This is a genomic window from Rosenbergiella epipactidis, assembly GCF_018494055.1.
In the GTDB taxonomy this organism is placed as follows: domain Bacteria; phylum Pseudomonadota; class Gammaproteobacteria; order Enterobacterales; family Enterobacteriaceae; genus Rosenbergiella; species Rosenbergiella epipactidis.
In genome coordinates this window covers 38,489-53,674 of sequence record NZ_JABBFQ010000006.1, presented here as the reverse complement: position 1 = coordinate 53,674, position 15,186 = coordinate 38,489, and the positions used below count along the sequence as shown (strand labels likewise).

15 protein-coding genes, 1 tRNA gene and 1 other RNA gene are annotated in these 15,186 nt (G+C 49.1%); 7 read left to right on the top strand and 10 right to left on the bottom strand.

Annotation, left to right across the window (positions count from 1 at the left end; all coding sequences use genetic code 11):
- Positions 1-106: 106 nt before the first annotated feature.
- Positions 107-925 carry a pyridoxal phosphatase gene (locus tag HGT71_RS10610; protein WP_214217734.1) on the top strand — a complete coding sequence of 273 codons (819 nt, stop codon included), beginning with the start codon at positions 107-109 and terminating at the stop codon, positions 923-925.
- Positions 926-961: 36 nt separating this feature from the next.
- Here HGT71_RS10610 and HGT71_RS10605 read toward each other — a convergent pair whose 3' ends face one another.
- On the bottom strand, positions 962-1,102 hold the full coding sequence (locus HGT71_RS10605; protein WP_048911819.1) for an AcrZ family multidrug efflux pump-associated protein: 141 nt from the start codon (positions 1,100-1,102) through the stop codon (positions 962-964).
- A gap of 151 nt (positions 1,103-1,253) precedes the next feature.
- On the opposite strand from HGT71_RS10605, the gene modF reads away from it, so the two are divergent.
- The 5 genes from modF to gpmA all read left to right on the top strand — a co-directional run bounded on the left by modF (position 1,254) and on the right by gpmA (position 7,280).
- Positions 1,254-2,726 (top strand): molybdate ABC transporter ATP-binding protein ModF, encoded by a 1,473-nt coding sequence (gene modF / locus HGT71_RS10600; protein WP_214217733.1) that lies wholly within the window; start codon positions 1,254-1,256, stop codon positions 2,724-2,726.
- Positions 2,727-3,175: 449 nt separating this feature from the next.
- Entirely contained in the window at positions 3,176-4,222 is a 1,047-nt protein-coding gene (locus tag HGT71_RS10595) for a UDP-glucose--hexose-1-phosphate uridylyltransferase (RefSeq protein ID WP_214217732.1), read from the top strand.
- Positions 4,219-5,373, top strand: coding sequence for a galactokinase (gene galK / locus HGT71_RS10590; protein ID WP_214217731.1), 1,155 nt, complete (start codon positions 4,219-4,221; stop codon positions 5,371-5,373). The genes HGT71_RS10595 and galK overlap by 4 nt, the downstream gene beginning before the upstream one ends.
- Positions 5,367-6,386 carry a galactose-1-epimerase gene (locus HGT71_RS10585; RefSeq protein WP_214217730.1) on the top strand — a complete coding sequence of 340 codons (1,020 nt, stop codon included), beginning with the start codon at positions 5,367-5,369 and terminating at the stop codon, positions 6,384-6,386. Before galK ends, HGT71_RS10585 begins: the two co-directional genes overlap by 7 nt.
- Positions 6,387-6,527: 141 nt before the next feature.
- The gene (gene gpmA, locus HGT71_RS10580) at positions 6,528-7,280 is read left to right on the top strand and encodes a 2,3-diphosphoglycerate-dependent phosphoglycerate mutase (protein ID WP_092674466.1); all 753 of its coding nucleotides are present in this window, start codon (positions 6,528-6,530) and stop codon (positions 7,278-7,280) included.
- A 30-nt stretch (positions 7,281-7,310) separates the two neighbouring features.
- Here gpmA and aroG read toward each other — a convergent pair whose 3' ends face one another.
- The gene (aroG, locus tag HGT71_RS10575; protein ID WP_214217729.1) at positions 7,311-8,366 is read right to left on the bottom strand and encodes a 3-deoxy-7-phosphoheptulonate synthase AroG; all 1,056 of its coding nucleotides are present in this window, start codon (positions 8,364-8,366) and stop codon (positions 7,311-7,313) included.
- Positions 8,367-8,464: 98 nt separating this feature from the next.
- Complete coding sequence (gene pnuC, locus HGT71_RS10570; RefSeq protein WP_214217728.1) at positions 8,465-9,181, bottom strand: nicotinamide riboside transporter PnuC; 717 nt, start codon at positions 9,179-9,181, stop codon at positions 8,465-8,467.
- Between the two features lie 163 nt (positions 9,182-9,344).
- Here pnuC and HGT71_RS10565 point away from each other — a divergent pair, with 163 nt between their 5' ends.
- The gene (locus HGT71_RS10565) at positions 9,345-10,103 is read left to right on the top strand and encodes a DUF3750 domain-containing protein (protein WP_214217727.1); all 759 of its coding nucleotides are present in this window, start codon (positions 9,345-9,347) and stop codon (positions 10,101-10,103) included.
- A gap of 82 nt (positions 10,104-10,185) precedes the next feature.
- Here the strand turns inward: HGT71_RS10565 and HGT71_RS10560 are convergent.
- The 7 genes from HGT71_RS10560 to tolR all read right to left on the bottom strand — a co-directional run bounded on the left by HGT71_RS10560 (position 10,186) and on the right by tolR (position 15,173).
- Positions 10,186-10,308, bottom strand: a non-coding RNA gene (locus HGT71_RS10560) — RtT sRNA.
- A 47-nt stretch (positions 10,309-10,355) separates the two neighbouring features.
- Positions 10,356-10,431: transfer RNA gene (locus HGT71_RS10555), tRNA-Lys, on the bottom strand.
- Positions 10,432-10,597: 166 nt separating this feature from the next.
- Positions 10,598-11,389, bottom strand: a complete 792-nt coding sequence (gene cpoB / locus HGT71_RS10550; RefSeq protein ID WP_214217726.1) for a cell division protein CpoB — start codon at positions 11,387-11,389, stop codon at positions 10,598-10,600.
- Positions 11,390-11,398: 9 nt separating this feature from the next.
- On the bottom strand, positions 11,399-11,929 hold the full coding sequence (pal, locus tag HGT71_RS10545) for a peptidoglycan-associated lipoprotein Pal (RefSeq protein WP_048911808.1): 531 nt from the start codon (positions 11,927-11,929) through the stop codon (positions 11,399-11,401).
- Between the two features lie 44 nt (positions 11,930-11,973).
- On the bottom strand, positions 11,974-13,269 hold the full coding sequence (tolB, locus tag HGT71_RS10540; protein ID WP_214217824.1) for a Tol-Pal system beta propeller repeat protein TolB: 1,296 nt from the start codon (positions 13,267-13,269) through the stop codon (positions 11,974-11,976).
- Positions 13,270-13,381: 112 nt separating this feature from the next.
- Complete coding sequence (gene tolA, locus HGT71_RS10535; protein ID WP_214217725.1) at positions 13,382-14,719, bottom strand: cell envelope integrity protein TolA; 1,338 nt, start codon at positions 14,717-14,719, stop codon at positions 13,382-13,384.
- Positions 14,720-14,744: 25 nt separating this feature from the next.
- Entirely contained in the window at positions 14,745-15,173 is a 429-nt protein-coding gene (tolR, locus tag HGT71_RS10530; protein WP_048911806.1) for a colicin uptake protein TolR, read from the bottom strand.
- Positions 15,174-15,186: the final 13 nt, after the last annotated feature.

Here is a 15,186-nt window from a genome sequence, read left to right as displayed (position 1 = left end):
GTGCACCAATTCTATAATTGTAACAGTGATTTTGTGCGGGATTTGCTGCTTCGCTTATTTCAGGTGTAGACTTTTTTCTTACATCATAAAATTAGGTGGCGTTATTATGGATTACCGAGTTATCGCATTAGATTTAGATGGCACCCTATTAACCAGTCAAAAACAGGTTCTACCCGAATCCATTGAGGCCCTCACCCGTGCTAAAGCGGCGGGCTATCGCGTCTTGATCGTCACAGGTCGCCACCACAGTGCAATTCATCCGATTTATCAGACCCTCGCCTTAACGGATCCCGCCATATGTTGTAATGGTACTTACTCTTATGATTACCAAAAACATGCCGTGATTGATAGTGATCCGCTGCCTGCTGTCGACACTGAGATTGTGATCGACGCCTTACGTCAAGCAGATATTAAGGGATTACTGTATGCCGGTGACGCAATGTATTACGAGCAACCCACCCCACATGTTATCCGTATGCAAGCTTGGGCCGAGCAGTACCGAGCAGAACTGCGCCCGGTATTTCGTCAAGTCAATGACCTGAAATCGGTGGTGGAGAGCGGTGAACCCTTGTGGAAATTTGCATTGGCTCACGCTGACTCGACGCAGTTGCATCGCTTTGCAGACCGTGTAGAGGCTGCCGCAGAGGTGGTCTGTGAGTGGTCATGGACCGACCAAATCGATATTGCTAAACGGGGTAACAGTAAGGGTAAAAGACTTGCCGAATGGGTAAGCGCGCAGCAGTTGTCAATGGATCAAGTGGTCGCCTTTGGCGATAACAATAACGATTTAAGTATGTTGGAGCGTGCGGGAATTGGCGTTGCGATGCATGAAGCGAAACAGGAAATTAAAGATCGCTGTCAGGTAGTGATTGGAAGTAATGACGCACCATCGATCGCGCAATTTATCGAGTCGACACTTCTGTAAATATTCTGCCTATGCCGGGCAGGCATAGGCGTGGCATCAGGCTGAGTTCTTTTCGTTCTTCGTTCCAGAAATGAGGTTAAACAGCTCACCTAATCCCCAGATTAAACCCAAAATAACGGCCATCAGTACAGGTACCATGATGATCGCCATCAGCAAACTTTTCAGCAGTTCCAGCATAGTCTTCTCCCTTCGGCGTCTAAAACCCTTATTTTAACGATACTGGAGCAAGGTGGATACCGCTTTTTGTGCCTTTACCCTGTTCAACAAGGATTGACAAGCCAGCGGCAGCTCGCTAAAACTAAGGTAAATGCATAAAACGGTATAGAATATGAAAATATTGCATATTTCGCAATGTACATTTCATCGTGGGGAACACTGGTCTCTGCAGATAGACTCGTTGCACTTATCAGAAGGAGAGAGCATCGCCTTAGTCGGGACTAATGGCAGTGGAAAATCTTCACTGGCGCTGGCGCTGAAAGGCGATCTCCCAAACGCTAAGGGGACCCTCGACAATCACTTCACCTCGCCTACTCGGCTCTCATTCGAGCAGCTTTCGGCATTTATCGATCAAGAGTGGCAGCGCAATAATAGCGATCTCTTTAGCGAAGGTGAGAACAGTGACGGCAAACTGACACGGCAGGTTATTCAGGAAGCTTACCAAGATCCCGCACGCTGCCAAGCTTTGGCCGAGCGTTTCGGCATTGTGCCACTGCTTGATCGGCCATTTAAAGTGCTATCAACCGGCGAGACGCGAAAGACCTTATTGTGCCAAGCTTTAATGTCTACCCCGGATCTGTTAATCCTCGATGAGCCTTTCGATGGGCTGGATGTCGATTCTCGTGCCGCTTTGCAGCAACTTTTGCTGGAATTACAGCAACAGGGGCTTACATTGGTTTTCGTGATCAATCGTTTCGAAGATATCCCGCCATTTGTTGACCGAGTCGGCTTACTGATTGAAGGTCACTTACAGCCTTTAGCACCGCGTGAGCAAGTGTTAGCTGATAATGTTGTCGCACAACTTCACCATCTAGAGCAGTTATCAGCCGTTAAGCTCCCTGAGCGCGATACGCCTACCAACGTGCCAGCGCTGCCCTCTTCTACTCCGTTGATCCGTTTAGTATCGGGACGTGTCTCATGGGATGATAATGTGATTATTAATAACCTCACTTGGCAAGTGAATCCCGGTGAGCATTGGCAGATTACCGGTCCCAATGGTGCGGGGAAGTCGACGTTACTGAGCTTAGTCACCGGCGACCATCCACAAGGCTACAGCAACGATCTGACACTATTCGGCATTCGTCGAGGCAGTGGTGAGACCTTATGGGATATTAAGAAACATATCGGCTACGTCAGCAGCAGTTTGCACCTTGAGTACCGCGTTAGTGCCTCAGTGCGTACCGTTGTTCTCTCTGGCTATTTCGATTCCATTGGCCTTTACCAGGTTCCGGGCGACCGCCATCAGGCATTGGCTGATCAATGGCTCGCGCTGATCGGAATCTCTGCTGAACAAGCACACCTGCCCTTCCATGGCTTATCGTGGGGTCAGCAACGGTTGGTGCTGATTGTGCGAGCCTTAGTGAAACATCCCCAATTACTGATTCTCGATGAGCCTTTACAAGGGTTGGATGGGCTTAATCGTCAGCTGATTAAACAGTTTGTTTCGATGCTAATCGACCAAGGCACCACACAGCTGCTGTTTGTCTCTCATCATGCAGAAGATGCTCCGCAGTGCATCACCCACCGATTACGCTTCGTTGCCAACGACCAAGGGGGATATGACTATTTGCAAGAAAGTCTTTAGCCTGATCTCACCCGCTGTGAAAGCAGTGGGTGCTCAGCAATGTTAAGCGAAAACCATGATCTTTTTGACGACCTGGCCGGGACAGTTGTCCCATAATCTTGCGGCCATGCTACGATTTCCAAAAGCCTTAACGTAAATGTAACCATTATTAAGGATACTAGTTAAGCAGTGACTAGCTCCTCTAGAAGTGCCAACCTACTGCGGTACCTCCCCTTATTCCTCATACCTTTAGTCATTTGAGTTCAGGATGGTAGGGCATGTGTCGAATTAGGCTTTATTACTCCTAAAATGTAATCGTTTACACAAAAGGATAGTTATAGCTCGATTAGTCTTTACAAAGCCTTTGAAATTCAGTGTAAACGCTTCCATAAATATTAGCATGATCACAAAAATAGACCTTAATTCATGCTACGCTTCAGTCATTACGGCTTAATTATGACGAGATGACTATGCAAACCTTCGATCCCCTCGACCAACCCCATCGCCGGTTCAATCCCCTTACCGGTGAGTGGGTGTTGGTGTCCTCTCATCGTGCCAAACGGCCATGGCAAGGCGCTGAGGAGACAGTAAGCCCTCAGCAGCTGCCGCAACATGATCCAGAATGCTACCTGTGTCCTAGGAACACGCGTATCAACGGCGAGGTTAATCCTGATTACCATGCACCTTTCGTCTTTACGAATGATTTCTCAGCATTACTCCCCGACACCCCCTCTTCGGCAGAGTGTGAGGACGAATTCTTCCAATTAGAGAGTGCTCGCGGCATCAGTCGAGTGATCTGTTTTTCCCCCGATCACAGTAAAACGCTGCCAGAGCTTTCGCTTTCAGCAATTAGCCAAGTTATACAGGTATGGCAAGCACAGCTGACTGAATTGGGAGAGACTTACCCGTGGGTACAAATTTTCGAAAATAAAGGGGCGGCAATGGGCTGCTCGAACCCACATCCTCATGGTCAAGTTTGGGCAAATAGCTTCATACCTAACCAAATCGCTACCGAAGATCGCCAGCAACGTGACTATTATCAACGTCACCAGCGTCCGCTGTTATGGGACTATGCGCAGAAAGAGCTGCAGCAAAAAGAGCGCTTGGTGGTTGAAACGGAACATTGGATCGCCGTCGTACCTTGGTGGGCGGTGTGGCCCTTCGAGACCTTACTATTGCCTAAAGCCAAAGTGGCACGTTTAACCGAACTCACTGAGGCACAGCGCGATGATCTCGCCCTTGCCTTAAAACAGTTAACCAGCCGCTACGATAATCTGTTCCATTGCGCTTTCCCCTATTCGATGGGATGGCATGGCGCACCGTTTACCGATGAAACGTGCGCGCACTGGCAGCTACATGCTCACTTTTATCCCCCACTACTGCGCTCGGCAACTGTGCGTAAATTTATGGTCGGCTACGAAATGTTAGCAGAAGTCCAGCGCGACCTTACCCCTGAACAAGCTGCGGAACGCCTACGATCCGTCAGTGACCGCCACTTTCGAGAGACTCCACAATGATCACTGAACTTAAACAGCGCTGTGAACAGCGTTTTCAGCAGCACTTCGGCTATGCACCAACCGATTTCTTCCAAGCACCGGGACGGGTTAACTTGATCGGTGAACATACCGATTATAACCAGGGCTTCGTCTTACCTTGCGCCATCGATTATCAAACGGTTATCTGCTGTGCTAAACGCCAGGACAATCGCGTTCGCGTGATTGCCGCAGATTACGACGATCAACGGGACGAGTTCTCATTAGATGCACCAATCGAATTTCACCCGTCTGCGATGTGGGCAAATTATCTGCGTGGCGTAGTGAAACATTTACGCCAGATTACTGACCAGTTTCAAGGAATGGATATGGTGATCAGTGGTAATGTTCCACAAGGTGCTGGGTTAAGCTCCTCTGCTTCCTTAGAAGTGGCAATCGGAACCGCCATTAAACATTTATGGCAACTGCCGATTACCCCTGTGGAAATCGCGCTCAACGGCCAAGCAGCGGAGAACCAGTTTGTAGGCTGTAATTGCGGCATTATGGATCAGATGATTTCGGCAATGGGTCAGGCTGATCATGCCTTGTTACTCGATTGCCAATCGCTTGAAACAAAAGCCGTATCGATGCCAAATGATATTGCGGTATTGATTGTGAACTCCAATTTCAAACGGACCTTAGTGGGCAGCGAATATAATCTACGCCGCGAGCAATGCCAGCAAGGCGCGGCCTTTTTCGGCCAGCAATCATTACGCGAGGTGACCTTGGAAACGTTTTACGCCCGCGAAGCAGAAATGGAACCTACCGTTGCAAAACGCGTCCGCCATATTCTCACGGAAAACAAACGGACGTTAGAGGCAACGGAAGCACTGAACCGAGGTGATTTAACCCGAATGGGGCAGTTAATGGCCGAATCCCATAACTCTATGCGCGATGACTTCGCGATAACGGTGCCACAGATCGACCGTTTAGTGGCGTTATTACAAGACGCGATTGGTGAGGAAGGCGGCGCACGCATGACGGGCGGCGGATTTGGTGGCTGCGTCGTGGCACTCCTGCCCTCTGATAAAGTGGAAGCCGTCCAAGCGGCCATGGCCGATCACTACTTTACCGCGACAGGAATCAAAGAGACCTATTATCTCTGCCATGCTTCACAAGGAGCTAGCCCATGCTGACATCAACCGCCCTCGCGCCCGACGGCCAACCGTTTAACCTCGCCGAACTGCGTAATGCACAAGGAATGGTTGTGCGCTTTATGGACTGGGGCGCAACGTGGATAAGTGCACAAATTCCGCAAGCGGATGGCCACTTACGGGAGGCTATCCTAAGCTGTGGCTCACCTGAACGCTATTTGCAACAATCGGCCTATCTCGGAGCAACCGTCGGACGTTACGCGAATCGTATTCGCCAAGCCTATCTCACTGCCCTAGACTGCCAGCTTAGCCGTAATCAAGGTCCTCATCAGCTGCATGGCGGGCCAGAGGGATTTAGCCATCGACGCTGGCAGCAGGTGGTTCATACCGATAAGACCTTAGTCTATCGTTTACACTCTGCCGATGGCGACCAAGGTTTCCCGGGTAATCTGGACATTGAGCTCACCCTAACGCTGAGTGACGATAATCGCCTCGATTTCTGTTTTAGCGCTCAATCCGATGCCCTTACCCCGTTATCGTTGACCAATCATGCCTACTTCAATCTCGATGCAACACAAGGCGATATCCGTGCACACCGGCTTGCGCTGCACGGCTCATCTTTCCAACCTGTCGATGCTGATGGACTCCCCGACGGGGACTGCCTGCCTGTTGCAGACACTGCTTTTGATTTTCGCTCGCCAAAATCTCTCGCCCAAGATTTTTTAGCGGACAATTTTCAACAAATAACCGGCGGTTATGATCACGCTTTCATCATCGATGCCCATACGATAGACCAGCCGGTCGCGACGCTTAGCGCTGCTGATGGCCGATTACAGATGAATCTGTTCAGTAGCGAACCGGCGTTACAGCTTTATACTGGGAACTATCTGTCCGGTACGCCCGCCCCCGAAGGAGAATATGATAATTATCAAGGTGTTGCGTTAGAACCGGGTTATCGCCCTGACGCGGCGAATGATACACCGCTGGCGGGCTGTTGGTTGCCAGCAGGAGAAATTCGTCAGATTTGTTTTGGCTATCATTTTATCAGTGCTTAAAAAGTCATCGCAAGGGTAGTCAGAGACTTACGCGACGCGCCCTTTTCCGCTATGGTAGTGGCAGTAGTGTCTCTTGACCGAACAGTCGTTGCGGTGAGAACAATTTTAAAGTGAATGATTAATCATTGAAGGAGCTTTACGATGGCAGTAACTAAGCTTGTACTGGTCCGCCACGGCGAAAGCCAGTGGAACCAAGAAAACCGTTTCACCGGTTGGTATGACGTTGACCTTTCTGAAAAAGGTCGTGGAGAAGCGCAAGCTGCGGGCAAACTTCTCAAGCAAGAGGGGTTCACCTTTGACTTCGCTTACACTTCTGTTCTCAAACGCGCCATTCATACCCTATGGTCTGTGTTAGATGAACTTGATCAAGCTTGGCTACCGGTTGAAAAAAGCTGGCGTCTTAATGAGCGTCACTACGGTGCGCTGCAAGGTTTGAACAAAGCAGAAACTGCAGAAAAATACGGTGACGAGCAAGTTAAACAATGGCGTCGTGGCTTTGCCGTGACACCACCAGAATTAGAGCGTTCTGATGAGCGTTTCCCGGGACATGACCCACGCTATGCTTCACTCAGCGCTGAAGAGCTGCCGGTAACCGAAAGCTTAGCCACCACCATCGAGCGTGTAATCCCTTATTGGAACGAAACCATTCTGCCACGCATTAAAAGTGGTGAGAAAGTGATTATCGCCGCACACGGTAACTCCCTGCGTGCAATGGTTAAGTATCTTGAAGGTCTTTCTGAAGATGAGATCTTAGAGCTGAATATCCCGACTGGTGTGCCATTGGTTTATGAGTTCGATGAGAACTTCAAACCACTGAAACGCTACTATCTCGGTGATGCCGAGGAAGTGGCAGCCCGTGCAGCCGCGGTCGCTAACCAAGGTAAAGCGAAATAAGTAAAAAGGCCGGATAATCCGGCCTTTCTTTTAGGCTTGACGACGTGCGCTTACCGCCTCAGCTAACTGTTTTAATACTTGTTCCGTAGCAGGCCAACCAATACACGCATCTGTGACGCTTTGACCGTAGGTCAGAGGCTGTCCGCTCTCTAAACTCTGGTTACCTTCCACCAAGTGACTTTCAATCATCACGCCCATAATCGCGTTATCGCCCTGCGCGATCTGACCAGCAACATCCGTCGCCACCTCCATCTGCTTTTGATACTGCTTGGAGCTGTTGGCATGGCTGAAATCGATCATCACTTGCGGCGGTAAACCTGCTTGGGTCAGACCCGCCTTCACAGCGGCTACATCTTCCGCGCTGTAGTTAGGCGTTTTGCCACCACGAAGAATAATATGACAATCTTTATTCCCTGCGGTCTCAACGATCGCCGAGTGGCCATATTTAGTGACCGATAAGAAGCAGTGGCCAGCGGAGGCTGCATTGATGGCATCAATCGCGACTTTAATCGTGCCGTCGGTACCATTTTTAAAGCCTACAGGACAAGAGAGACCAGAAGCCAATTCACGGTGTACCTGCGACTCAGTGGTACGGGCACCAATCGCTCCCCAGCTCATGAGATCAGCTAAATATTGGGGAGTGATCATATCAAGAAACTCTCCCGCCGTCGGCATACCCAGATCGTTGATATCCAGAAGAAGCTTACGACCTAATCGTAATCCCTCATTGATATCAAAACTGCCGTCCATGTACGGATCGTTAATCAGCCCTTTCCAACCCACGGTGGTACGCGGTTTCTCAAAGTAGACACGCATAACGATTTCTAACTCACCTTTCAGCTCATCCCGTAAGGCAACAAGACGTTGCGCGTATTCCATCGCGGCATCTGTGTCATGAATCGAGCAAGGGCCAATCACGACAAGCAATCTGTCGTCTTGTTGCTGCAAGACCTGCTGAATAGCTTGACGGCTTTTCGCCACCGTTTCAGCGGCACGGTCTGTTGCAGGAAATTTCTCTAGCAGTGCCACTGGCGGTAAAAGTTCTTTAATTTCTGTGATCCGTAAATCGTCGTTTTTATAGCTCATTATTATTCCATCACGATAAGTGTGCTGTTGTCCTAGCGATACTCTAACGTGCCGCTGTCAAACTGCAAACCCTTATTGCCACTTTTTCCCTCAGGGAATTAAGAAGTGTGTGGACCGTCATTCTGCGAGGCTTTGCTTGACCAGAGACGCACACCATTAATCGCGATAAGCGTGAGAATCATATACTCAATCGACATAGCGTAGACCCCTTGTAGCGTAAATATTACGACGCTGATGATGTTAATCACCACCCACAGTATCCAGTTTTCAACCCATTTACGTGTCATGAAAATCATTGCCACAACCGATAGAATAGTCATACAGGCATCCCAGAAAGGATAGGCATCAGGTTGTAATACGGGAAGCTGAGCCTTAAGCCCAAACTGATTGAGAAGCATAACGGTTAGGCGGGCGAAGTGCCCAAAAATAGCATCAATAAAGCGTGTCATGACGAGTATTGCGATCAATGAAACCGCCCCCCACACTGCACGCGCACGCGTCCCCAGCCAACGTATTTGCAACTCTACTTGTTGAGAAGAGGTTTGTCGGGTCCAAGCGTACCAGCCGTAGACATTGGCCAGTAGGAAGAAAATTTGTAGTAGGAGGCTGGAGTAAAGCTGTATTTGATAAAAAATAACCGCAAACAACAGCACATTAACAATACCGAAGAGATAATTGATGACTTTCTCTTTGCTTGCAAGCCAGATACAGAGTAACCCACAAAGGGTGCCGACCGCTTCAATCCATGAGAGATCGTAGCCCTGCTTACCTAAAGGAATATGCACTAACAACGTATTGATACTGAAAAAATTCATCGCCGCACCTCATGTTTAGTATACTAAACAACATACAATAAGTCGGTCTGTTTGTCTTTTATTTCCTTAATTTTCCCCACTCGTCCAAGTTAAGTTGTGTTTCCATCATGACTTCCTACACTTTATCTTATCTACTTCCGTTTCAAGGAGCGTAACTATTCTTATGCTACGCCGATGCCTTTTCGCTTATATAATTATCGCGCTATTAGCCTTACTCGCCAGTTACCTCACCGACAGGGCCGCTAATCGTCCCGTTACCGGGGATAGCTGGACTACCGCGCGTCGAGACTCTGCACACCTCTTAGCTGACCCTGCGTCGATAAAGGATAGCGCGCTAGTAGCTGTATTGGCGGCTAAGACCTATGGCTGGCGTGGGCACTTTGCCGTGCATACTTGGCTTGTCTACAAGCGCCGTGGCGAGACTCACTATACGCGTTATGACGTTATTGGCTGGCGTAGCAGTGATTTGATCCGCAAGGACTATGCTATTGCTGATGGTTATTGGTATGGCGCGCGCCCTCATATCTTAGTTGAGCACCGGGGAGAGGCTGCGGAAGCCTTGATCCCGCGTCTGAACGCTGCAGTACACAGCTATCCCTACCCTCATACCTATCATGCATGGCCTGGGCCTAATAGTAATACCTTCATTGCGCATATAGGACGTCAAGTTCCTCAGCTGGAACTCAATATGCCTGCTAATGCGATAGGCAAGGATTATCGTTCCTTAACTGACCCAATTGGCCGTCCCCCTTCAGGTAAAGGGATACAACTGTCCTTATTAGGGCTATTAGGGGTTAATCTAGGTGAACAAGAAGGGATTGAATTCAACTTATTGGGAATGAATCTAGGGATTAACGTTTCACCGCTGCAAATACGCCTTCCCTTCATCGGTAACCTCGCCGCCGATCATCATGCCCCTTAACCGATGAGTTTATCGAGACAAAAACACCGCGTCAGCATTCACTGGCGCGGTGATGACGAGAGACTTGGCTCCAGTAAGAATTTGGTGGGTCGTGCAGGATGACTCGCTACGCTCGCCCTTCGGGTCGTTGCCACTGGCAACGCTGTCTCACTGCGCTCGACTCGAACCTGCTGCAGGTTCTCATCCTGTACGAGTTAACATTGAGTGTTGGGACGAAAAAAAAGCACCTATAAGGTGCTTTTTTATAAAATTTGGTGGGTCGTGCAGGATTCGAACCTGCGACCAATTGATTAAAAGTCAACTGCTCTACCAACTGAGCTAACGACCCGATTTTCCTTGCCAAAAACACTGTTTAAGTTTGTCTCGGCAACGGCGGCATATATTACTGATTTACCGAGACAGCGCAACCATTAATTCAAAATAAATCATCAGTTGCTTACCTTTACAGCGACACGGACACTATTCAGCCAGAAACTGCTGAAAAAATCTTAACATTACTCCGCTAAGGCTTTTTGCGCCGCTTTTGCCGAAGGCGTATTAGGATAGAGCTGAATCACTTGCTGCCACACAGATTTGGCTTTATCCAGCTGATTTTTATCCTTCATTACGGTACCAATCTTCAACAACGCTTCTGCCGATTTTGGAGATTTAGGGTATTTTTTCACTACCGTGGCAAAATAGTAAGCGGCATCATCTTTCTGCCCCTTATTGTAATAGAGCTGTCCTAACCAATAGTTAGCATTAGGTTGGTAGGTGGAGTCCGGATATTTTTTAACCCAAGCTTGTAATGCCGCCATCGCCTCATCAGGCTTGTTCTGCTTCAATACCAAATCGACAGCCGCATTATAATCTTTATTCACATCGCCAGTCTGGGTTCCTACCTGACCTGCAGCGTCGCTAGCAGATTGGTTGGTTGTAGAGGCTTGTTGACTATTATCGCTTGAACCGGAAGAGGTAGCTGAGGCCGCCGCCCCACTACTACTTAGGGTATCGATTTGTTGGTAGAGTTGCTTTTGCCGTTCAACCACTTGATTCAGTTGATAGCTATTTTGTTGGATCTCACCACGCAGCGCATCAATATCACTTTGGGTATCGTTCAACTGCTGTTGCAGTTGCTGGAGAAGTTGAGATTGTGCGTTGGAGATTCGTTCGAGGGTGGTGACACGGTCTTCGGTAGATCCCGAGCCAGCGCTACTGATTGACGCCTGGGCATGAGCGGCCGGAACGGCCGCTACGCCAATCAGTAACGACAGACTCAATGTATGAAGTCTGAAGTTACTAATCATAGTTTTCTCTTAGTATACCAATACAGCACGACGGTTTTTCGCCCATGCAGCTTGGTCATGACCTAAGACTGCTGGTTTCTCTTTACCGTAAGAGACGATAGACATTTGGTCTTCGCCTACGCCTTTACCTTGCAGGTACATTTTAACCGCGTTAGCACGACGCTCGCCCAGGGCGATGTTGTATTCTGGCGTACCGCGCTCATCCGCGTGACCTTCGATAGTCACTTTGTAAGATGGGTTGCTACGTAAGAAGTTAGCGTGTTGATCTAACATCTGTGCAAACTCAGGCAGGATGTCGTACTTGTCCAGACCAAAGTAAACAATGTTGTTTTGTTGCAGTTGTTGCATCTGCAGACGAGCTTGCTCATCTGAAGACATGTTGCCGTTGCTGCCATTGCCAGACATGCCATTACCGTAAGCGCTATCTGCACCAGTGGTAGAGCCTGATTGGTCATTGTTGTTCTTGTGAGAAGAACATGCAGCAACCGCTAACACTGGCAGAGCCAGCAGTAAACCTTTCAGCACTTTATTGAATTGCATTTCGAAAATCCTATTATAGTTTGCCATACATATTTACACATGCATCACATATACGGCGACCAGGCAGGGAATTTTACCTGTCCATCAGTCGTCGGAAGACGCGCTTTGAAACGCCCATCGGTCGAAACCAACTGCAATACGGAACCATAACCCTGAGTGGAGCTATAGATCACCATCGTGCCGTTAGGTGCTAGACTTGGCGTCTCATCCAGATAAGAGCTAGACAATGTTTGTACTGCTCCTGTCTCTAGATCTTGTCGAGCGATATGTTGCGCACCACCTGCAGTGCTAACCATCACCATTGATTTACCATCGGTCGCGACATCAGCGTCTTGGTTTTGACCACCTTGCCAAGTAATACGCTGTGGTGCACCACCGTTGATATTTAATTTGTAAATTTGAGGTAATCCACCTTGGTCAGAGGTATAGGCGATATTCTGACTATCAGGGAACCACGTCGGTTCAGTACTATTATAACGGCCATTAGTAATTTGACTAATTTGACCTGAACCTAAATCCATCACATAAAGATTTAAACTACCTGTTTTCGATAACGCGAAAGCAAGCTTAGTCCCATCCGGTGAAAACGCGGGTGCGCCATTGTGACGTGGGAATGAAGCAATTTGACGGATGCTACTGTTCGAGAGTGTTTGTACCACCAATGCCGAACGACCACTTTCGAATGTCACGTAAGCGACCTTGCTTCCATCTGGCGACCAAGCCGGTGACATCAATGGTTCGCTCGAACGATGTACAACGTTTTGATTGTAGCCGTCGTAGTCAGATACACGCAGTTCGTAAGGGAACTGACCGCCATTAGTCTGTACTACATACGCGATACGCGTACGGAAAGCACCTTTGATTCCGGTTAATTTTTGGAAGACTTCATCACTGGCAGTATGCGCTGCATAACGTAACCATTGTTTGGTCACTTTATACGAATTCTGCGCGAGCACGGTGCCCGGGGCGCCTGCAGTATCAACCAGTTGATAACTAATTTGATAGCTACCATCGGCATTACCTTTTACTTGCCCGACCACGACAGCATCAATACCCAGCGCTGACCACGCTGCAGGTTGGACCTCTTGAGCGCTCGCGGGTTGTTGTGGAAGACGTGAACGGTCCAGAGGATTGAACTTACCACTATTACGCAGATCTGCCGCAACTATACCACCGATATCTTCAGGCGCTGAGCCACCGCCACCCCATTGGAAAGGCACAACACCAATAGGACGCGCAGTATTTACCCCTTGGGTAATTTCAATATGTACCTCTGCTTGCGCGATTGCTGCCCACGCCAACAGAAAAAAGCTCAACGTTATTCGTAATGCCTGTTTCATTTTATCTCCCATACCTGAACAATCGCTCATGATAAGTGGTTTCCTAATATCTGGTGGCCGCTAGTGCGAGCCACCAGTGTTCCCTATCGCCACAGGTCGTGTTACAGCCAGCTTATTGACCGGGTTTAAAGGTAATCGTCGCGTCTTTCACCGCCGCCCACACGTCTTGGCTTGGCGGTTTCGGAATATGAGCCATACGCGATGCCGTCAATGCAGCTTGGCAAAGCGCAGGATCGCCTCCTGCAGAGGTTGCAGAGATTAATAGCCCATCAGGTGCTAATTTTATGTGTACTGAGCACTGTTTACCGACATAGTTATCTGCATCGTAAAACTTGCTTTGTATCGCACTTTGCACTTGGCCAAGGTAACTTTGGATCGCTGCGCCAGAAACCCCTGCTTTTTTCTGATTACCCTGCCCCGAAGCGCCACCACTTGCTGCTGATTTCGGTGCATTTTTCCCGGAGGATAAACCACCTAGAAGATCATCCAGCGCGGCATCATTTTTTGCCGCTTTGGCTTTGGCGGCTTTAGCTTCTGCTGCTGCCTTGGCTTTAGCATCAGCCTTGGCCTTCGCTTCCGCAGCAGCCTTATCTTTAGCTTCCTGGGCGGCTTTCGCTTTCGCGTCCGCTGCAGCTTTGGCTTTAGCTTCTTGCGCGGCCTTGGCTTTTGCCTCCGCAGCAGCTTTAGCTTTAGCCTCTTGCGCCGCTTTAGCTTTTGCTTCTACAGCAGCTTGAGCCTTAGCCTCTTGAGCCGCCTTAGCTTTTGCTTCCGCAGCAGCTTGAGCCTTAGCCTCTTTAGCATCTTCTGCCGCTTGAGCTTTCGCCTCCTGCGCAGCTTTTGCCTTCGCCTCAGCTTTCGCTTGGGCTGCCGCTTGCTTAGCCTGCTCTGCTGCCTCAGCTTTTGCTTGGGCTGCCGCTTGCTTAGCTTGCTCTGCTGCCTCAGCTTTTGCTTGGGCGGCCGCTTGTTTAGCTTGCTCTGCTGCCTCAGCTTTCGCTTGGGCTGCCGCTTGTTTAGCCTGCTCTGCTGACTCAGCTTTCGCTTGGGCTGCCGCTTGTTTAGCCTGCTCTGCTGCCTCAGCTTTCGCTTTAGCAGCGTCTTGTTTGGCTTGCTCTGCTGCCTCGGCTTTCTCTTTAGCAGCCGCTTGTTTAGCCTGTTCGGCAGCTTCCTTCGCCTGTTCAGCTGCCTGAGCTTTTGCTTGCGTAGCAGCCTGCTTCGCTTGTTCAGCCTGGGTATCGGGCTGACTCTGCTTAGACGCGTTATATTGTTCGACGACAGCACCCGGATCGACCATCACAGCGTCAATGTCACTGCCGCCACCGCCACCAGAGCTTGTTTCGATATGTTCATTCATTGAGCTGATAATCAGTATAGCGATTAACACAATGTGTAATGCTATAGAGATAATTACCGCTCTTTTCAACTTATCGTTTTGTTCCGTTAACTTCGACACTCACGATTCCCGATATGATCCGCTATTAAATGGGTTGTGTCATCAAGCCCACCGATTTGACGCCTGCTTGGTGCAGGAGGTTCAGTGCCTTAATAATTTCGTCGTACGGTACTTCCTTCGCCCCACCAATGAGGAAAACCGTTTTAGGGTTTTGCGCTAATTGGCGTTGTGCCTCATTAACGACCTGTTCAGGAGGCAGTTGTGTCATACGGTTATGATCCACAACAATGCTGTATTGACCGACCCCTGCAACTTCGACAATAACTGGAGGGTTATCATCGCTCGACACTGTTTTAGAGTCCGTTGCATCAGGCAAGTCAACTTCAACGCTTTGCGTAATAATCGGTGCCGTAGCCATAAATATCAGTAGTAAAACGAGTAATACGTCCAAAAGCGGAACAATATTAATTTCTGATTTTAAGTCACGACGTCCGCGACCGCGCGATCTAGCCATGAGTCAACCCCTG